This is a genomic window from Streptomyces griseoviridis, from assembly GCF_005222485.1.
Taxonomy (GTDB): Bacteria; Actinomycetota; Actinomycetes; order Streptomycetales; family Streptomycetaceae; genus Streptomyces; species Streptomyces hintoniae.
In genome coordinates this window covers 4770678-4788014 of the sequence record NZ_CP029078.1, presented here as the reverse complement: position 1 = coordinate 4788014, position 17337 = coordinate 4770678, and the positions used below count along the sequence as shown (strand labels likewise).

Here is a 17337-nt window from a genome sequence, read left to right as displayed (position 1 = left end):
AGGATGAGCTGATGATCCGAGTCCTCATCGCCGACGACGAGGCGCTGATGCGCGTCGGCATCCGGCTGATCCTGGAGAACGCCGAGGACATCGAGGTCGTCGCCGAGGCGGGCGACGGCCGGGAGGCCGCGGCCGCCTGCCGCTCCCAGCAGATCGACGTCGCCCTCCTCGACCTCCAGATGCCGGTCGCCGACGGCGTCACGGCCGCCGAGGACATCAGCCGCCTCTCACCCCGCACCTGCGTCGTGATGCTGACGGCCTTCGGCGAGGAGACGAGCGTCGCGCGCGCCCTGCGGGCCGGGGCGAGCGGCTACCTCCTCAAGGACACCGGTCCCGCCGAACTGATCCACGCCGTGCGGCTCGCCGCGAAGGGCGAACCGGTGCTGGCCCCCCGGATCACCCGCGGGCTCCTCGACCGGCACGTCAGGTCGGAGCAGCGCGCCGAGGCCGCCCGGCGCCGGATCGACGAACTGACCCCGGCCGAACGGGACATCCTGCGGCTGCTCGGTACGGGACTGTCCAACGCGGAGATCGCCGACCACCTGCGTCTCAGCGCGGGCACGGTCAAGGCGCACATCAGCCGCATCCTGACCCGCACCGGCTGCGCCAACCGCGTCCAGGCCGCCGTCCTGGCCCATGACGCGGGCATGCTCGACGACCGCTGAGCCGACCGCCCGTGACCGGGGGCGCGGCCGGTCGGCCCGCGCGTAGAAGGTGACGCTCCGACCGCGCAGCACCGTGCGGGAGCGGACGACGAAACGGTCCCGCAGGACGCGGAGTTTGGCGCGGTCGCGCGCGTTGCGGGCGTGCACCTCCGGGTCGCCGACGAGCACGACGTGCCGTTCGCGCAGCAGGGCGCGGGCGAGGGTGCGCGGGTCGGTCTCGACGCCGTGCAGGGTTCCGGAGGCGGCGGGGCCGCGGGCGAGCGCGATGTCCCGCAGCCCGTGGAACGCGCCGGGCGAGACCAGGGCGGTGTCCCGCCGGGCGGCGGGCACGAAGAGGACGGCGCCGTCCCGCCGGGGTGCCCGGTCGACGGCGTCGGCTGCGGCCAGGACGTCGTCGATCCGGCCGTCCGCGCTCCGGCCGCGCAGTTCCAGCGGGAGCAGGGCGAGGAGGGCGAGTGCGGTGACGGCGGCGAGGACGGCGGCCGGGCGGGCCCGCCACCGCGTGACCAGCGCGCCGACCACAGGCCCGAGCAGCAGCGCGAGACCGACGTACGAGAACAGCACGTACCGCTCCACGTAGAGGGGCCGCCAGACGAAGGAGACGGCGAGGAGCAGCGCCTGGGGCACGACGACGAGAGGGAGCGCGAGAGCCGGGAGGGACAGGGCGGGAGGGGGAGCGGGCAGAGGGGCGGCGGGAGCGGCCCGCTCGCGTCGGCCACCGCTCACGTCCCCACGCCCGCTCCCACGCCGTCCGCCCGCCGAGGCCCGGCCGCCCGCCAGGGCCCGGCCGCCCACCGTCAAAGCCCGGCCGCCCGCCGTCAGAGCCCGGCCGCCCGCCAAGGCCCCGCCGCCCACCGTCAGAGCCCGGCCGCCCGCCGTCAGAGCCCGGCCGCCCGCCGTCAAGGCGATGGCCGCGGTGGCCGTGAGTGCGACCGCGGCCACCGTGCCGAGGCCTGGCGGGCGGATCCAGGAGACCTGTCCCGACTGGCCGCGGCTGGCGAGGATCAGCGGGAGCGCGCCGAGCACGGCGGTGGCCGCGGCCGGCAGCCAGCGCGTCCAGGTGGCGCGGGGCGCGCGGGCGAGCGCGAGGGCGACGGCGTGCGCGGGCAGCGCGAGCAGCGAGAACCAGTTGAGCAGCGCGCCGACCAGGACGGCGGCCGTGTAGGCGGCCCAGGTCCCGGCGGTGCGCGGCCGACGCGTCCCGGCCACGAGCAGCAGGCAGGCGAGGGTGACGGCGGCCGTCACCAGCGCGTACGGGCGGCCCTCCTGCGCGTACACCTGGAGCGGGGGCAGCAGCGCGACGGCGGTCCCGGCGCCGAGCCCGCTCCACCGGCCGGCGAGGCGGCCGGCGAGATCGGCGGTGAGCGCGGCGGTCAGGGCCGTGGCGAGGACGGACGGCATCCGCAGGGTGGTGAGTCCGTCGCCGAAGACCGCGAACACCCCGTGCATGAGCGCGTAGTAGAGCCCGTGGACGACGTCCGCCTGCCCGAGCAGCCGCTCCACCTCGGGCAGGCTCCGGTGGGCGACCTGCCAGGTGGCGGCCTCGTCGCGCCACATGCTGTGCTGCCGTCCGATCCCCCACACGCCGAGCCCGAGAGCGAGCCCGGCGGGCACCGCGGCGACGACCGTCCGCACCCGTGGCGGGGGCGGGGCGGGCGCCGGCGTCGTCGGGGGCCGGCCGGTGCCGTCCGTCAGGTCCCGCTCCCCGACCCGGGCCCGCGCGACGGCGGTGGCGGCCACGGCTCAGCCGGCCGGCAGGGGTGAGCGGCTGACCCGTATCTTCGACTGGCCGTGCGGGCGCTCCTCCCAGTCCGCCATGAACGCGGCGTGCAGCCCGTGGGCGCGCGCGACGGCGAGGAGGGTCTCGGTGCGGTAGTAGAAGTCCTCGCGCAGCACCTGGTGTTCGGTGCCCTCGGTGCGGTCGAAGGTGAAGTCGAAGAACCCGGTGTCGGTCAGCACCCGTCCGACGTGCGCGAGGCACTCGTCGATGACGTGCAGGGGCGAGTGGGAGAAGACGCTGTGGGCGTGGACGACGTCGAAGTGGTCGCTCGGCAGGAACTCCAGGGTGAGGTCGCCCGTGATGGTCAAGTGCGGCAGTTTGTCCTGGAGTTCGCGCTCGCTGAGGGTCTTCTTGGCGGCCATCAGGATGTCTGGCGAGATGTCGATGCCGTAGTAGTTGCCGGCGTCGAGGTGGCTGATGAAGCGCCAGCCGCCGCGCAGGTTGCCGCAGCCGATGTCGAGCATCCGGTGCTCGGGGCGCAGCCCGTGCTCGACGAGGTAGTCGAACTGCATCTGCCCGAGGGCGAGCCAGCGGTCGTGGGTGCGGCTGCCGACGGCGGCCTCGGGGTCGCGGCGGGTGTCCGAGGCCATCACGGCGCGGTAGTAGCCGACGTGGTCGGGGTGCTTGAGCCGCAGCCAGGCGTCCCGTCCCGCCCGGCGGAGGTAGGGGGTGACGCGGCCGGGGTGGCTCAGCGCGTAGCCGATCTTGTGGGTGAGGGCGGCGCGGTTGTTGCGCAGCTTCTCGGGCGATCCGGCGTCTGCGGGCATGACGAAGTGACCTCCGTGCTCAGGGAATCGAGGGAATCGAGGGAATCGGCGAGGGTCTCGTCCCGGGCATGGGGATGCCCGGGACGGGACCGGGGTCGGGACCGGCGCGTGGGCCGGCCGGGGGTGGGCCGAGGGCCCGGGTGGTGACCGCCGTGCGGTGCTGAGGTGTGCTGTGCCGGTGCCGGACGGGTCAGACGCGGCGGCGCAGCAGCAGCACCGTGACGACGGTGAGCAGGACGGCGAGGCCGCCGAGGACGGCGGTGTCGGTCCACTGGAAGTTCCAGTAGTCGCCGGCCGGGTTGGCGCGGTAGAAGCGGGAGACGTAGCCGTGCTGGGCCATGCACCCGCGGAGTTCGGCGCCGGAGGGGAACGGGCAGGTCAGCACGGTGTCGTGGTGGCCGGACGCGGTGATCAGGCCGTAGTCGCCGGTCGACCACTTCTCGCCCATGGGCGCCTTGGGGACGCTGCCCGCGCTGACGTAGGTGTGCGGCGGGACCAGCCACCGCGCCCGGTGCGCCCACTCGACGGCGAGCGTCAGCGCGCCGGTGACCAGCAGGGTCAGGCCCATCGCGGCGAGCACCCGGCGGGCCAGGAGCCCCAGCAGGGTGCCGGCGGCGAGCCCGAACAGGGCGGCGGCGACGACCCGGGGTCCCGATCCGCTGAGGGCCGGGCTCTCGTACCAGAACAGGCCGTAGCTGCGGTCGGCGGCCGGGTGCCGCCACCAGGCGAACAACCAGGCGAGCAGCCCGGAGAGGGCGACCGTGGTGACGGCGGCGAGGCCGAACCTGGCCACGAACCACTGGCCGCGGCTGACGCCCTGGGCGAGGACCATGCGGTGGGTGCCGAGTTCGCGGTCGCGGCCGAGGAGCGGGGCGCCCCAGAAGACGCCGATCAGCACGGGCAGGACGATGTTCAGCCAGCCGAGGTACTGGAGCGGCTGGACGTCGAGCAGCATCGGCAGGCCGGTGCCCGGCTGCGAGCAGTACAGCGGTCCTGGGTCGCACGCGTCGAACCTGCCGGTGGCCAGGTCGTCGACCATGGCCGAGCGGAAGTACACGGCGAGCCCGGCGACGACGGCGAGGACGGCGGCGGCCGACGCGGCGGCCAGCCGCTGCTGGCGCCAGGCGAGCCAGAGGGAGCCCTTCACGCGGCGGCCTCCGCACGGGCGCCGGCCGTCGTGGGCCCGGCGGTGGCGTCGGCCTGGAGGTGTCCGACGAGGATGTCCTCCAGCTTGGCGGGCTCGACGTGCCACTCCCCGCGCAGCAAACCGCGCCGCCGCACCAGGGCGGTGAGCTGCCGGCCGCTGACCCGCCGGTGGACGACGGTGTGCCGCCGGGCGGCCCCCTCGGGTCCCGGTGGTCCGTCGAGCGAGTCGGCCTGGTCGAGATGGCCGGTGACGACGACATGGCTGTCGCGCAGCGCGTCGGCGTCCTCGCTCAGTGCGATCCGGCCGTCGCGCAGCAGCAGCACCCAGTCGCAGGTCTGCTCCAGTTCGGGCAGGACGTGCGAGGAGAGCACGATGCTGGTGCCGTGCTCGGCGGCCTCGGCCATGAGGGTGGCCATCAGGTCGCCGCGCGCGACCGGGTCGAGGTCGGCCAACGGCTCGTCGAGCAGCAGCAGTTCGGGGCGCTTGCCGAGGGCGAGGGCGAGGGCGACGCGGGTGCGCAGGCCGGGCGACAGCTCGCCGACCCGGGCGTCCGGCGCGATGTCGCCCTCCTCGACGATCCGGGCGGCGGCCGGCTGGTCCCAGGCCGGGTTGAGCTTCGCGCCCATGCGGAGGGTGTCCGCGACGGTGAAGCGGGGGTAGAGCGGCTTGTCCTGGGTGAGCAGCGCGACCCGGGCGCGTGCCCTGGGCGATCCGGGGAGGTCGCCCAGGACGCGTATCTCCCCGGTGCGGGGGCGCAGCAGGCCGCCCGCGAGGTGCAGCAGGGTGCTCTTGCCCGCGCCGTTGCGGCCCACGAGTGCGGTGATGTGTCCCGCGGGCACGGTGAACCCGCAGTCCCGCAGGGGCGGGGCGCCCCGGGTGCGGTACCGGAATCCGAGTCCGGTGGCGCGCAACGCGGCCGGCGCGTCAGGCCCGGTCATGCGTCCTCCTCTGTGCTGTGCTGTGTTTCTTCGTTGTCCTGGGCGTCGAGGACGGCGGTGACGAGCGCGAGGATGTCGGCCCGTTCGAGTCCCGCCGTCCGCGCGCGTGCCGTCCAGTCGGTCAGCTCCGCGCGCAGCGGGGAGTCGTCCTCCGCGCCCGGCCGCGCGAGCGACCTGGTCACGAAGGTCCCGAGCCCGCGCCGGAGTTCGACCAGTCCGGCCTGCTCCATGTCGCGGTAGGCGCGGAGCACGGTGTTGGGGTTGATGGCGGTGGCCGCCACCACTTCCCTGGCCGTGGGCAGCTTGTCCCCGACCTTCAACGTGCCCATCCGCAGCGCCCGTTCGGTCTGCTCGACGATCTGCACGTAGGCGGGTACGCCACTGCCCCGGTCGATCCGGTACGCGACCACGTCACCTTCCACGGTTCCACCATGCTTGTATTAATGAATTAGCACAAGCATGGTGGAGGGCAGGGAAGAATGTCAACAACGCTCCCCGCAGCGGGCCGCAGGCCGCCTCGCCCCGGCTCAGACCCCGGCGGCCATCAGCTCCCCGGCCTCCGCGGCGCCCGCGTCGGGGGACACCACCAGCAGGTCCCAGCGGCCGAGGCCGGGGGCGAGGAGGCAGACCGAGTCGGCGGCCCGCGGCGACTCCGTCCGGCGCAGGCGCACCACCTGACCGGCGACGAACATCCGGCCGGGGGAGTCGGACCAGCCCCCGCCGTTCACGACGACGCTGCTGATGTGGCCCCAGTCGCGCGGCAACCCGCCCAGCAGGGCGGTCAGTTCGGCCATCAGATCGTGCGAGCGCGGCCACCAGGCGCCGTCGATGCGGCGGGCCTGCCGACCGTGCGGGGGCTGCGCGGCGAGCCGCAGTCTGACCCCGGTCGGGACCGGTCCTGACGGCGGCGGGGCAAGCGTCATGACGACTCCTGGGTGGTGGGCGGGTGCGCTGCGGGTACGGCCGCCGTCCCGCCCGCGCGGGAACCCGCGGACGGGACGGCGGCCGTAGTGCGACGGAAGAGACCGCGGGACGGAAGGGACCGGCGGGAGCGCCGTGCGGCTCAGGCCGTCTCGTCCGCGTGGGTGCGGTCCGTCGTCGGCCTGCTGCTGTCGAGCCACGAGCGGAGCGGACCCGCCGCCCGCGCGGCCTGTGCGGCGTCGAGCGTGAGGTGGAGCCGGGTGCCGTGACCCGAGGGGCCCGCGGGATAACTGCGCTGCTCACCGCCGGCGAACAGCAGCCGCAGCGCGTCCGCGACGTTCCTCGCGGCCTCCGCGTCGGCGGAGACGATCCGCACCTCGACCCGGCCGAGGCCGTCCGGCTCGCCCGGCTCGACCCGCGCCTTGTCAGACTCCGGGGGCTCGATGGTCTCGAACGTCATAGGACCGAACCTGCCCCGGACCGAACGGCCCGTATCGGTGCGCGTCGAGGACGAGACCGGCACGGCAGCCGGTGTACGAGGTGCCCTCGACACCCCCACCCTACTCCCGGCCGCCCCCGCACCCCTTGTCCCACGGGCCCCCACGGGCTTCGTGCCCCCGGTCCCGGCGCGCCGCCGGGAGTACCGTGGACAGCACCGAGGGCACTTCGACACCGGCTGCCGTGCCGGGTCGTCCTCGGTGAGCGACGTACCCCGGACCGCGCCCGCGCGCCCCGCCGGGAGACAGGTCAGCGCCATGGCCCCCTACTACACCGTCGCGGCGTTCCTGGTGCTCGTCACCGTGGGCGTCTACGTGATCCACCGGCTCAACGCCCAGGAGTCCGGGCGGGTCGTCGCGCACCGCTCCGCCGGCTTCCTGCACGGGCTGCGCAGGCTGCGCCGCTCCAGGGCCACCGGCCGCCCCGACGACCGCGCCACACCCCCGCGGCCGTGACCGAGCCGCTACCCGCCGCGGGCGGCCCGCGGGCGGCGGCCCACCGGGACGGCATACGGGTGCGCAGGCTCAGCCGCTGGCAGACCCAGGACCTCCGCGACGACCTCGCCGACCTCGCCGACCCGGCCGTCCAAGCCGTCCAGCCCAAGGTGTCCGCCCCGGCGGCCGGCGGTGGCTGCCACGACCGGCAGCACTTCCTCGACCGGCTCGACGACGACATCAGACGGCCCGGCTTCGCCCTGCTCGTCGCCGAGACGACGACCGTGGTCGGCTGCGCCTTCGGCGTCCCCGTGGGCCGCGGCGACCTGTGGTGGCGCGGCGTCGACCCGGGCAGACGGCACGACGCGGCGCGGCTCACCACCGGGGGCCTGGTCCTCGCCGTCACCCAGGTCGTGGCCGACCCGCGCGGCCAGAGCCGCGCCGTCGCCCAGCGCCTCCAGGACCGGCTGCTCGCCGTGCACGGCGCCGCCCTCGGGCTCACCCTCGTCGACCCAGCCGACCGGGCCGTCCGCTCAGCCTTCAGGTCCTGGGGCTGGCAGGACATCGGGGACGTCGTCCGGTACCCCGGGCCCGTCGTGCGGCGCGCGCTGGTGCTGGCGCGGGACCCGCGGGCCCCGGCCGCCTCCCCCGATCCGCCGCCCCACGGCACCGCGCCCGCCGACGGGGGCGCCTGAACGGCGCGTGCGCCGCTTCGCGCGGTTTACCGCACCCGTTCCACCTGGCACCATGCCGGTTCCGGGGTGTTCGCCCCGCCGTCGGGGGAGGTTCACAGGGCTATGGCTGAGGCGTACTTGCGCAGACTGTCCCGCTGGCAGGCCGAGCAGCAGAGGGACGCCGTCGCCGACGTCCACATGGCGGCCTACCAGGGCGCCACGGGCGACGACCACCGGGACCGGCGGGGCTTCCTCGACCGCTTCGAACGGCAGGTGCAGCGCACCGGCTTCGACATGGTGGTCGCCGACGGCGGCAGCCTGGTCGGCGCCGCCTACGGATTCCGGCTCGAACGCGGCGACGACTGGTGGTCGGGGCTGCGCGGCGGGCTGCCGTCGGAGATCGAGGAACTCACCGCGTCCGGGCGGGCGTTCCTGCTGGCCGAGCTGATGGTGCGGCCCGCGCACCGGCGCACCGGCGTCGCGACCCGGATGACCGAACTGCTGCTGGCCCGCCTCAGGACCGACCTGGTGGTCGCGGCCGTCGACCGGCCCGACGCACCGGTCCGGGTGAACGCGGCGGCCGAGACCCTGCACTCCTGGGGGTGGTCGAAACTCGGCGAGCTGCCGCCGCGCCCGGCCCCCGGCGCGGCCGACATCGGCGCGCACTATGGCACGGACGTCGGCACCGGCGGGGCCGCGGGTCCCGGCTCCGGGCGCGAGGTGTGGGTCCGCAGGCCGCCGCGGTGAGACCACCGTCGGGCCCGCGGTGAGACCACCGTCGGGCCCCGCGCGGTCTCACGGACGACGGGGCGGGTACCCGGAGGGCGCGTAGGGTTCGCGGGTGATCGTGGGTACGGCACCCAGAGCTTCTCGATCGTGGCGGAACGGAGCCAGGTGATCAGCGACGGCATGGCCGACCTGCTGCGCTCGCTGCGCCTCGAAGACGGCGGCGGCGACGCGCCGGCCGCCGCGTGCGCGCGGGCCCTGGGCGCGGCGGGTGTCGCGGTGTCGGTACTCGTCGGCGAGGACCGCGTCGCCGAACTCCTCTGGTCCCACCCCGCGGCGAGCGAACGCTTCGAGAACCTCCAGTTCACCGTGGGCGAGGGCCCGGGGCCCGACGCGCTGCGGGCCGGGGTGCCCGTCGTCGAGCCCGACCTCGACCGGGTGCGGCCCGAGAGGTGGCCCGCGCTGCTGCCCGGGGCGCGAGAGCTGGGCGTGCACGGCGTGTGCTGCTTCCCGCTCGGGGTGGGCGCCATCCGGCTCGGGGTGCTCACCGTCCTGTGCGACGAGAAGCGCCACTTCTCCGACCAGCAGTTCGACGACGCGCAGGCCCTGGCGGCTGCCCTCACCTGCGCCGTCCTCAACGGCGGCCTCACCGGGGCCCCCAGCACCCCGGGCGCCCTGCCGGGGCCCGTCGGACTGAACCGGGCGGCCGTGCACCAGGCGACCGGAATGATCAGCGTCCAGCTCGGCGTACCGCTGGCGGAAGCGCTGCTGCGGCTGCGCGCCCACGCCTACGGCAGCGGACTGGACATCGGAGAGGTGGCCGCCGAGGTGGTGACCCGCACCCTCCGTTTCGACGACGATGGAACCGGGCCGAACTCGCCCGACCGTGGAAAGGGATGATCGTCATGGCCCGCGAACGACGCCTCGCGGAAGTCTTCGTTGAGGTGGCTGACTCCCTCATCGACGACTTCGACGTCATCGACCTGCTGCAACGGCTGTCCGCCCGGTGCGTGGAACTCCTCGACGTCGCCGCCGCGGGCATCATGCTCGCCGACGCGCACGGCGAGTTGCAGACCATCGCCGCCTCCGACGAGCACACCCACCTCCTGGAGCTGTTCGCGCTCCAGCACGACCAGGGCCCGTGCGTCGAGTGCTACCGCTCGGGCGCCGCCCGCTCCAACATCGACCTGACCGGGCCCGAGGCGGCCGCCGCCTGGCCGAGCTTCGCCCCCCGGGCCCGCGCCACCGGCTACCTGACCACGCACGCCGTGCCGCTGCGGCTGCGCCACCGGGTCGTCGGCGCCCTCAACCTGTTCCAGACGGGGCCCGTCCCGCTCGGCGACGACGACATCGCCCTCGCCCAGGCACTCGCCGACGTGGCGACGATCACGATTCTCCAGCAGCGCACCCTGGAACAGGCCTACGTCGACAAGAGCCAGGTCGAGCACGCGCTCGCCAGCCGCGTCCGCATCGAGCAGGTCAAGGGCATCCTGGCGGAGCGCTGGAACAGCGGGGTGGACGAGGCGTTCGCCGCCTTCCGCGCCTACGCCCGCGCCCACCACCTGCGGCTCGCGGACTTCGCGAGCCGCATCATCGACGGCTCCTTCGACACCGCCACGATCCCGGGGCCACGCCCGGCGGCGCGGGAGCCCCGCGACTGACCCGGGCCAAAAGTCGACATGCCGGGACGCCGGATATTCCCGTACCCGCAGGGGTGACCTGATCTTTTTCACCGGGCGTCGCCCACCACGGCGTGCTACTGTCGAAGCAGGTTGCAGTTGTGGTTGCCAAAAGGTTTTTTTTCCGACGGGCTGATCATCGCGGCGACGCGGAGTCCGCACAGGGCGTTCTCCGAGCTCCGTCCTCGAAGGGGAAAAAACATGGCTAACGGCACTGTGAAGTGGTTCAACGCGGAAAAGGGCTTCGGCTTCATCGAGCAGGACGGCGGCGGCCCCGACGTCTTCGCCCACTACTCGAACATCGCCACCCAGGGCTTCCGCGAGCTCCAGGAGGGCCAGAAGGTGACGTTCGACATCGGCCAGGGCCAGAAGGGCCCGACGGCTGAGAACATCGTTCCCGCCTGATCTCGGCTCTGACGCATACTTCGCAGCTGGGGCCCGCACCTAGGGGTGCGGGCCCCAGCTCGTGGAATTTTCGGGGCGTTTTTCCGCCCCCATCGAACTCGGCCCGTTCTCGCGATTCTCTGCGTCGTTCATTTTGCTGCGGAAATTCCTTGATACGCGCCAGCATCAAGGAAGGTGCCGCTTGAACCGCGCACGCACGCCCCGCCCCGCCCGCCAGCACGACCGCCGCTCCGGCTCCACGATGGGCCGTCCCCCGGCGCCCCGGCGCTCCTCGCGCGGCGGCGGCGGCTCTAGGCCGTCCGCGCCGCAGGGCGAGTTCGCCCTGCCGAAGACGATCACTCCCGCGCTCCCCGCGGTCGAGGCGTTCGCCGACCTCGGGATGCCCACGCCGCTGCTGACCGCGCTCGGCCAGCAGGGCGTCACCGACCCGTTCCCGATCCAGGCCGCCACCCTGCCGAACTCCCTGGCAGGCCGTGACGTGCTCGGCCGCGGCCGCACCGGCTCCGGCAAGACCCTCGCGTTCGGCCTCGCCACGCTGGCCCGCATCTCCGGCCGCCGCGCCGAGCCGGGACAGCCCCTGGCCCTCGTCCTGGTCCCCACCCGTGAGCTGGCCCAGCAGGTCACCGACGCGCTCACGCCGTACGCGCGCGCCGTGCGGCTGCGGCTCGCCACCGTCGTCGGCGGCATGTCGATCGGCCGGCAGACCAGCGCGCTGCGCGCCGGTGTCGAGGTCGTCGTCGCGACGCCCGGACGCCTCAAGGACCTCGTGGACCGGGGCGACTGCCGACTGGACACCGTCGAGATCACCGTCCTCGACGAGGCCGACCAGATGACCGACATGGGCTTCATGCCGCAGGTCACCGCGCTCCTCGACCAGGTGCGTCCGGGCGGGCAGCGGATGCTGTTCTCGGCCACCCTCGACCGCAACGTCGACCTGCTGGTCCGCCGCTACCTCAGCGACCCGGTGGTGCACTCCGTCGACCCGTCGGCCAGCGCCGTCACGACGATGGAGCACCACGTGCTGCACGTCCACGACACGGACAAGTACCGGACGACGACGGAGATCGCCGCCCGCGACGGCCGCGTGATCATGTTCCTCGACACCAAGCACGCGGTGGACAAGCTGACCAAGCACCTGCTCGGCAACGGCGTCCGCGCCGCCGCCCTGCACGGCGGCAGGTCCCAGCCGCAGCGCACCCGGACGCTGGCGCAGTTCAAGGACGGCCATGTCACCGTCCTGGTCGCCACCAACGTCGCCGCCCGCGGCATCCACGTCGACAACCTCGACCTGGTCGTCAACGTCGACCCGCCCAGCGACCACAAGGACTACCTGCACCGCGGCGGCCGTACCGCCCGCGCGGGTGAGTCGGGCAGCGTCGTCACCCTGGTGACGCCCGGCCAGCGGCGCGCGGTCAGCCGGCTCATGGAGTCGGCCGGCATCATCCCGACGATCACCGCGGTCCGCTCGGGCGAGGAGGAGCTGAGCCGCATCACCGGCGCGCAGGCGCCCTCCGGCGTCCCGGTCGTCATCTCCTCCCCGGCCGCCGAGCGGCCGCGCCGCGCCCCGGGCGGCGGCTCCGGTTCGTCCAGGGGACGCCGCGGCGGCCGTGGCGGCGGTGCCGGTGGCGGCCAGGGCAGGCCCGCCGCCGCGAAGCGCCGCGCCGCGTGACCTGACGGCGGGCCGCCGCGACCCGGTGGCCCGCCCGGAACCGGCACGAGCAGACCGTTCGCACACCCCGCAGGAGGTAGCCGTGACCCCGGTTCAGATACGACGCCACCCGGCCGGCCCCGCGACCGGCGGCGACCGCCGGGACGCGTCCGCGCCGCGGGTGTGTGACGACACGACTGTCGAGGTGGCCCTGTCCGTGACGGCCGGGGCCCGCGTGGAGCAGCCGCTCCTGTGCGACGGGGACGACGAGCGGACGGGCTCGGTCACCCGGGCCGGACTCGCCGTCCACCGTGGCAACTCCGGCCACCCGGACCGGGACCGGCTGCGGGACGTCCTCGACGTCCCGTTCCCGGCGCCCGGCACCGCCGTCGCCGCCGTTTCCGGTTGATCCGTTCCCGCCGGGGTTCGGATCCGTCCCCTCTCCCCTGTGAGGCATCATGCGCTGTGTCATCGCCCGGTATCCGTTCGAACTGACCAAGGAGGGGGTGCTGGCCGCGATGTCCGGCGTCACTCCCGAGCTGATCACCGGGTTCTCGGTGACCATCGGCCGTCGCCGCTACCCCGTGATGCAGGTCGGCGAGGTCATCACCCGCCAGGACCGCCGCGACTTCAACAGCGGTGAGGTCATCAGGGCCATGGAGCGGCTGGGCTTCACCTGCCACAGCCGGCCCGCGCCCGAACCCGCCCCCGACCCGCTGTTCCCGAGCCCCTCGCAGCCGTCCGCGGAGCAGCACCAGGGCGCCATCATCTGGGACAACTGACCCGTCGGTGACCCGGGCGTTCAGCGCCCCGGGCGCGCGGCGCCGATCAGTTCGTCCGCGGCCCAGCGGGCGACGCCCGCCGGGTACGGGGCGGGCAGGCCCAGGACGATATGGCTGAAACCGGCCGCGGTCGCCGCCGCGATCGCCGCACGGGCACCGGCGGGATCCTCGTAGGAGATCCCCAGGTGCATCGAGCGGACGATCGACGCGGGGTCGCGGCCGATCTGTGCGCAGTACCGGTCGAGCAGGGCGCTGCGGCCGATCGCGTCCTCGAGGTCGCCGCCCGGGATGTTCCACAGGTCGGCGTGTTCGGCGGCCACCCGCAGGGTCGCCGCCGAGCGCCCGCCGATCAGCAGCGGCGGATGCGGCCGCTGGAGGGGCTTGGGGTTGCCGAACGCCCCGGTCAGCTTGGTGTACGTGCCGTCGTGGTCGAAGGGCTCCGGTTCGGTCCACAGCCTCCGGATCACCGTGCACGCCTCGGCGAGGCTCGCCACGGCGTCGGCGGTGTCCTGGAAGGGCAGGCCGTGCGCCGCGTACTCGCGCCGGGCGGCCGGCGGGTGCGGCCGGGAGCCGACGCCGATACCGAAGTCGAGCCGGCCGCCGGAGACGACGTCGACGGTCGTGGCGATCTTCGCCAGCATCGCGGGCGGCCGGAACCGGTTGCTGGTCACCAGCAGGCCGAGCCGCAGCCGCCGGGTCTGCGCGGCGAGCGCGGAGAGCAGGGTCCAGCCCTCGAAGGCGGGTCCGTCCGGGTCGCCGGCGATCGGCATGAGGTGGTCGAAGAGCCAGGCGTGCTCGATCTCCGGGATCGCGTCCGCCTCCTGCCAGACCCGCAGGACGTCGTCGTAGCCGACGTTCATCGGGGCGGTCATGATGCCGAAGCTCGGGCGTGAACTCCCGCGCCGGACTGGCGAGTCGGCTCGGGTGGCCGGTTCTGGGGTGGGGGGCATCGCGGTGGTCCTTTCGGTGCCGCCGTCGCCGCCGGGGCGGTGGCGGAGGGGGTGGCTTGGCGGGCGGTGCGCCGCTCTGGCATCATCGTCAAACGGAACCCCGTCCCGTTTGACCGTACGGAACGTTGTTCCGCTTGGCAAGCCGAGACCGGAGGAACACGGCGATGAGCGACGGCGACCAGAGCGCGCGGCGACCCCGGCGGGCGGACGCCCGGCGCAACGAGGGCGCCCTCCTGGACGCCGCCGCCACGGTCTTCGTCGCGTCCGGCGTGGAGGCCCCGGTGCGGGACATCGCGGCCGAGGCGGGCGTCGGGACGGCTACGATCTACCGCCACTTCCCGACCCGCGCCGACCTGATCATCGCCGTCTACCGGCACCAGGTGGAGGCGTGCGCGGACGCGGGCCCCGCACTGCTGGCGAGCTGCCCGAGCCCGTACGCGGCCCTGGGGCGCTGGATCGACCTGTTCGTGGACTTCCTGGTCACCAAGCACGGCCTCGCGGGCGTGCTCCAGTCGGACAACGCGGGGTTCGAGAACCTGCACGCGTACTTCATCGACCGCCTGGTGCCGGTCTGCACCCAGCTCCTCGACGCGGCGAAGGCGGCGGGCGAGATCAGCACCCCGCTGAGCGCCCTCGAACTCATGCGCGGGGTCGGGAACCTCTGCATCGGCGCGGAGAGGAGCGTCGACTACGACGCCCGGCGGCTGGTGGGGGTCCTGGTGGCGGGGCTGCGGCGGACGGGCTGAGGGCGGACGGACTGAGGGCTGAAGGGCCGAGGGCTGAAGGGCCGAGGGCTGAAGGGCCGAGGGCTGACCGGCTGACTGACGGGCTGACGGGCCGACGGGGGCGACCGGCTGGCCGGCCGGCCGACAGGGCCGGTCCGCACGGCGGCTGCCGCATCATCAGCGGCCCATCCGATCACATAGATGAACTAAAAACGTGTCCATGACAGTTGACGGGTCGAACAAGCCCCTTTAGCGTCGCACCGAAAGCGCTTACTGCACTGCATGCGCATCCGCACGCTCGCACAGACACCTGGGGCTTGTTCATCCATGCGAACGAGCCGACCCGCACCTCTGGAGACGAACGATGCACTTGAGGCTCTTTCTCGCGTCCGCAGGACTGCTGACCGGCGCGCTCGTCGGACTGTCGGGCACCGGCGCGGGCGCCGCACCGCAGGCCGCCGCGACCGTGCTCTACGTGGCACCCGGCGGCACCGACGCCGCCGCGGGCACCCAGTCCGCGCCCACCACCCTCGCCTCGGCGATCAGCCGGGTCACGTCCGGCGGCACGATCTATCTGCGCGGCGGCACCTACGCCTACGGTTCGACGATCACGGTCCCGGCCGGCACCGACGGCACCTCCGCCGCCCCGACCACCCTCTCCGCCTACCCGGGCGAGAAGCCGGTCCTCGACTTCGGCGCCCAGACGGAGAGTTCGACCAACCGCGGCATCCAGCTCTACGCCTCGTACTGGCACCTGTACGGCCTCACCGTGCAGCACGCGGGCGACAACGGCATCTACGTCGGCGGCAGCCACAACGTCATCGAGCGGACCGTGACGGCGTACAACCACGACACCGGGCTCCAGCTCGGCCGGATCGCCTCCACCACACCGAGCAGCCAGTGGCCCTCCGACAACCTCGTCATCAGCTCCGAGTCGCACGACAACGCCGACTCCGACGGCGAGGACGCCGACGGCTTCGCCGCCAAGCTGACCACCGGCACCGGGAACGTGTTCCGCTACGACGTCTCCCACCACAACATCGACGACGGCTGGGACCTGTACACCAAGACCGCCACGGGTGCCATCGGCCCGGTGACCATCGAGTACTCGCTCTCCTACAGCAACGGCACGCTCAGCGACGGCACCGTCAACGACAACGGCGACCGCAACGGCTACAAGCTCGGCGGCGACGACATCGCCGTCAACCACGTCGTGCGGCACGACCTCGCCTACGGCAACGGGCACCACGGGTTCACCTACAACAGCAACCCCGGCACGCTGACCGTCTCGGACAACGTCGGCATCGACAACGCGGAGCGCAACTTCTCCTTCGACCGCGGGACTTCGGTGTTCCGCACCGACACCTCGTGCCGGTTCGCCGTCGACGGCTCCAACGACAAGACGGTGGGCGACGCCGACGGCACCAACCAGTTCTGGACCGGTACCAACGGCGCCCGCTGCGCCACCTACGCGGGCGCCCTCGGCTGGTCGTTCGCGTCCGACGGGAAGCTCGCGGTGACCTTCGGGGGCCGCGCGGTCACCCTGTGACCGGTGCCGGGCGCAGCCCGAGCCTGCCCCTCGTGACCACCAGCAGGATCAGGGCCGCGGTCACCGAGGCGAGCAGGAAGGCGTGGCCGGTCACCGCGTCGGGGACGGAAGGGAACATGTCCGTCCACGCCGTCGAGAAGTAGTTGTTCACGCTGGTGTGCGCCAGCATCACCAGCGGCATGCTCTCCCCCGAGCGGTTGAACAGCCAGGTCAGCACGGCGCTGAAGGCGAGCGTGGTCGCCATGAACTCCACCGGCTTGACGGGGTCCACGTGCGGCCCGCCGCCCCACTCGGTGAGGAACAGCGGCAGGTGCCAGGCGCCCCACAGCGGGCCGACGACCAGGGTGGCGCCCAGCGGTCCGTACCGGTCCTGGAGGCGCGGCATCGCGAACTCCCGCCAGCCGGGCTCCTCGGCGAGGCCGGTGGTGACCATCTGGAGGGCGAGGGCGGGCAGATACGCGAGGAGGACGGCGGCGGGCGGCAGCACGGGGTCCTGGCCCGACACCGCCGCCGTGCAGACGATCAGCGCGGCGGGGACCGAGACCAGGACGAGCGCGTACCAGCGGGCGCCGACCCGGAACCTGGTCATCCGGCGCCGCCAGGCACGCAGTCCCGCCCGGCCCTCGGCGCACCAGGTCACCAGGAGGGCCGAGCCGATCGGGCCGAGGTAGGCGCCGGGCAGGACGCCGAGGAGCTGGCTGCCCAGGGCGCCGCCGGGGAAGGTGAAGTGCCAGAGGCCGAGGCCGTTGCCGGAGAGGATGTACGGCGTCCAGGCCAGCCAGCTCAGGGCGAACGCCAGGGTGAAGAACCAGGTGACCGGGTGGCGGGCGAGGACGCGGCGCGGTCCCGGGCCGCCGGGGGGCTTCCCGCCCGGGGCCTGCTCGGTGGGGCGGGGCTGGTGGGGGTCGTGGTCGACGGGGGTGTGCGTGGTCACGTCGGGTTCCTCCGGACGGGGCTGACGGGGTGCGACCAGCACATCAGCGCGGCAGGCCCGGGTCATTGCCGCGCACACCCCGACTCAGGTACAGCAGGCTGTACTTCACGCCACC

At 73.9% G+C, this 17337-nt stretch carries 20 protein-coding genes and 1 pseudogene; 12 read left to right on the top strand and 9 right to left on the bottom strand.

Translation table 11 applies throughout. The features are described from left to right. The first annotated feature begins 11 nt into the window (after window positions 1-11). Window positions 12-665 carry a response regulator gene (locus DDJ31_RS20525; RefSeq protein WP_127178857.1) on the top strand — a complete coding sequence of 218 codons (654 nt, stop codon included), beginning with the start codon at window positions 12-14 and terminating at the stop codon, window positions 663-665. Between the two features lie 1023 nt (window positions 666-1688). On the opposite strand, the pseudogene DDJ31_RS39250 reads toward DDJ31_RS20525, so the two are convergent. From DDJ31_RS39250 to DDJ31_RS20490, 7 genes and pseudogenes are all read right to left on the bottom strand, one after another. Beyond that, window positions 1689-2114 (bottom strand): annotated as a pseudogene (locus DDJ31_RS39250) (glycosyltransferase family 39 protein); the annotation flags it as partial. Window positions 2115-2408: 294 nt separating this feature from the next. Then, the gene (locus tag DDJ31_RS20515; protein WP_127178858.1) at window positions 2409-3212 is read right to left on the bottom strand and encodes a class I SAM-dependent methyltransferase; all 804 of its coding nucleotides are present in this window, start codon (window positions 3210-3212) and stop codon (window positions 2409-2411) included. A 190-nt stretch (window positions 3213-3402) separates the two neighbouring features. Further along, window positions 3403-4359 (bottom strand): transporter, encoded by a 957-nt coding sequence (locus tag DDJ31_RS20510; protein ID WP_127178859.1) that lies wholly within the window; start codon window positions 4357-4359, stop codon window positions 3403-3405. Further along, complete coding sequence (locus DDJ31_RS20505) at window positions 4356-5297, bottom strand: ATP-binding cassette domain-containing protein (RefSeq protein ID WP_127178860.1); 942 nt, start codon at window positions 5295-5297, stop codon at window positions 4356-4358. The genes DDJ31_RS20510 and DDJ31_RS20505 overlap by 4 nt, the downstream gene beginning before the upstream one ends. After that, the gene (locus DDJ31_RS20500) at window positions 5294-5719 is read right to left on the bottom strand and encodes a GntR family transcriptional regulator (protein WP_127178861.1); all 426 of its coding nucleotides are present in this window, start codon (window positions 5717-5719) and stop codon (window positions 5294-5296) included. The genes DDJ31_RS20505 and DDJ31_RS20500 overlap by 4 nt, the downstream gene beginning before the upstream one ends. Before the next feature lie 105 nt (window positions 5720-5824). After that, entirely contained in the window at window positions 5825-6220 is a 396-nt protein-coding gene (locus DDJ31_RS20495; protein WP_127178862.1) for a DUF5994 family protein, read from the bottom strand. 140 nt (window positions 6221-6360) lie between these two features. After that, window positions 6361-6678 (bottom strand): hypothetical protein, encoded by a 318-nt coding sequence (locus DDJ31_RS20490; RefSeq protein WP_240678130.1) that lies wholly within the window; start codon window positions 6676-6678, stop codon window positions 6361-6363. A gap of 238 nt (window positions 6679-6916) precedes the next feature. Between DDJ31_RS20490 and DDJ31_RS20485 the strand changes: the two genes are divergently transcribed. The 9 genes from DDJ31_RS20485 to DDJ31_RS20445 all read left to right on the top strand — a co-directional run bounded on the left by DDJ31_RS20485 (window position 6917) and on the right by DDJ31_RS20445 (window position 13064). Beyond that, entirely contained in the window at window positions 6917-7171 is a 255-nt protein-coding gene (locus DDJ31_RS20485) for a hypothetical protein (protein ID WP_127178863.1), read from the top strand. Beyond that, the gene (locus DDJ31_RS20480; protein ID WP_127178864.1) at window positions 7168-7845 is read left to right on the top strand and encodes a hypothetical protein; all 678 of its coding nucleotides are present in this window, start codon (window positions 7168-7170) and stop codon (window positions 7843-7845) included. Before DDJ31_RS20485 ends, DDJ31_RS20480 begins: the two co-directional genes overlap by 4 nt. Before the next feature lie 102 nt (window positions 7846-7947). After that, window positions 7948-8571, top strand: coding sequence for a GNAT family N-acetyltransferase (locus DDJ31_RS20475; protein WP_206280675.1), 624 nt, complete (start codon window positions 7948-7950; stop codon window positions 8569-8571). A 129-nt stretch (window positions 8572-8700) separates the two neighbouring features. After that, the gene (locus tag DDJ31_RS20470) at window positions 8701-9450 is read left to right on the top strand and encodes an ANTAR domain-containing protein (protein ID WP_240678131.1); all 750 of its coding nucleotides are present in this window, start codon (window positions 8701-8703) and stop codon (window positions 9448-9450) included. Then, the gene (locus DDJ31_RS20465) at window positions 9447-10211 is read left to right on the top strand and encodes a GAF domain-containing protein (RefSeq protein ID WP_127178865.1); all 765 of its coding nucleotides are present in this window, start codon (window positions 9447-9449) and stop codon (window positions 10209-10211) included. The genes DDJ31_RS20470 and DDJ31_RS20465 overlap by 4 nt, the downstream gene beginning before the upstream one ends. 219 nt (window positions 10212-10430) lie before the next feature. After that, window positions 10431-10634: a cold-shock protein gene (locus DDJ31_RS20460; RefSeq protein ID WP_127178866.1), complete on the top strand. Its 204-nt coding sequence runs from the start codon at window positions 10431-10433 to the stop codon at window positions 10632-10634. Window positions 10635-10815: 181 nt separating this feature from the next. Beyond that, on the top strand, window positions 10816-12303 hold the full coding sequence (locus tag DDJ31_RS20455) for a DEAD/DEAH box helicase (RefSeq protein ID WP_431027631.1): 1488 nt from the start codon (window positions 10816-10818) through the stop codon (window positions 12301-12303). Between the two features lie 82 nt (window positions 12304-12385). Then, window positions 12386-12691: a hypothetical protein gene (locus DDJ31_RS20450; protein ID WP_240678132.1), complete on the top strand. Its 306-nt coding sequence runs from the start codon at window positions 12386-12388 to the stop codon at window positions 12689-12691. Window positions 12692-12740: 49 nt separating this feature from the next. Beyond that, on the top strand, window positions 12741-13064 hold the full coding sequence (locus DDJ31_RS20445; protein ID WP_127178867.1) for an SCO5918 family protein: 324 nt from the start codon (window positions 12741-12743) through the stop codon (window positions 13062-13064). A gap of 20 nt (window positions 13065-13084) precedes the next feature. On the opposite strand, the gene DDJ31_RS20440 is transcribed toward DDJ31_RS20445, so the two are convergent. After that, window positions 13085-13936: an LLM class flavin-dependent oxidoreductase gene (locus DDJ31_RS20440; protein WP_240678133.1), complete on the bottom strand. Its 852-nt coding sequence runs from the start codon at window positions 13934-13936 to the stop codon at window positions 13085-13087. Window positions 13937-14178: 242 nt separating this feature from the next. Between DDJ31_RS20440 and DDJ31_RS20435 the strand changes: the two genes are divergently transcribed. Together DDJ31_RS20435 and DDJ31_RS20430 are read left to right on the top strand one after the other, a co-directional pair. Then, on the top strand, window positions 14179-14760 hold the full coding sequence (locus tag DDJ31_RS20435; RefSeq protein WP_127178869.1) for a TetR/AcrR family transcriptional regulator: 582 nt from the start codon (window positions 14179-14181) through the stop codon (window positions 14758-14760). A 343-nt stretch (window positions 14761-15103) separates the two neighbouring features. Next, window positions 15104-16288 carry a right-handed parallel beta-helix repeat-containing protein gene (locus DDJ31_RS20430; protein ID WP_127178870.1) on the top strand — a complete coding sequence of 395 codons (1185 nt, stop codon included), beginning with the start codon at window positions 15104-15106 and terminating at the stop codon, window positions 16286-16288. On the opposite strand, the gene DDJ31_RS20425 is transcribed toward DDJ31_RS20430, so the two are convergent. Beyond that, window positions 16278-17222, bottom strand: a complete 945-nt coding sequence (locus DDJ31_RS20425) for a CPBP family intramembrane glutamic endopeptidase (protein WP_240678134.1) — start codon at window positions 17220-17222, stop codon at window positions 16278-16280. The genes DDJ31_RS20430 and DDJ31_RS20425 overlap by 11 nt on opposite strands. Window positions 17223-17337 lie beyond the last annotated feature (115 nt).

Excerpts from the sequence above, each read along its gene's own strand:
- DDJ31_RS20445 (WP_127178867.1), top strand. The coding sequence starts at position 12,741 with ATGCGCTGTGTCATCGCCCGGTATCCGTTCGAACTGACCAAGGAGGGG.
- DDJ31_RS20505 (WP_127178860.1), bottom strand. The coding sequence starts at position 5,297 with ATGACCGGGCCTGACGCGCCGGCCGCGTTGCGCGCCACCGGACTCGGA.
- DDJ31_RS20460 (WP_127178866.1), top strand. The coding sequence starts at position 10,431 with ATGGCTAACGGCACTGTGAAGTGGTTCAACGCGGAAAAGGGCTTCGGC.
- DDJ31_RS20525 (WP_127178857.1), top strand. The coding sequence starts at position 12 with ATGATCCGAGTCCTCATCGCCGACGACGAGGCGCTGATGCGCGTCGGC.
- DDJ31_RS20515 (WP_127178858.1), bottom strand. The coding sequence starts at position 3,212 with ATGCCCGCAGACGCCGGATCGCCCGAGAAGCTGCGCAACAACCGCGCC.
- DDJ31_RS20495 (WP_127178862.1), bottom strand. The coding sequence starts at position 6,220 with ATGACGCTTGCCCCGCCGCCGTCAGGACCGGTCCCGACCGGGGTCAGA.
- DDJ31_RS20440 (WP_240678133.1), bottom strand. The coding sequence starts at position 13,936 with ATGACCGCCCCGATGAACGTCGGCTACGACGACGTCCTGCGGGTCTGG.
- DDJ31_RS20465 (WP_127178865.1), top strand. The coding sequence starts at position 9,447 with ATGATCGTCATGGCCCGCGAACGACGCCTCGCGGAAGTCTTCGTTGAG.
- DDJ31_RS20435 (WP_127178869.1), top strand. The coding sequence starts at position 14,179 with ATGAGCGACGGCGACCAGAGCGCGCGGCGACCCCGGCGGGCGGACGCC.
- DDJ31_RS20475 (WP_206280675.1), top strand. The coding sequence starts at position 7,948 with ATGGCTGAGGCGTACTTGCGCAGACTGTCCCGCTGGCAGGCCGAGCAG.
- DDJ31_RS20430 (WP_127178870.1), top strand. The coding sequence starts at position 15,104 with ATGCACTTGAGGCTCTTTCTCGCGTCCGCAGGACTGCTGACCGGCGCG.
- DDJ31_RS20490 (WP_240678130.1), bottom strand. The coding sequence starts at position 6,678 with ATGACGTTCGAGACCATCGAGCCCCCGGAGTCTGACAAGGCGCGGGTC.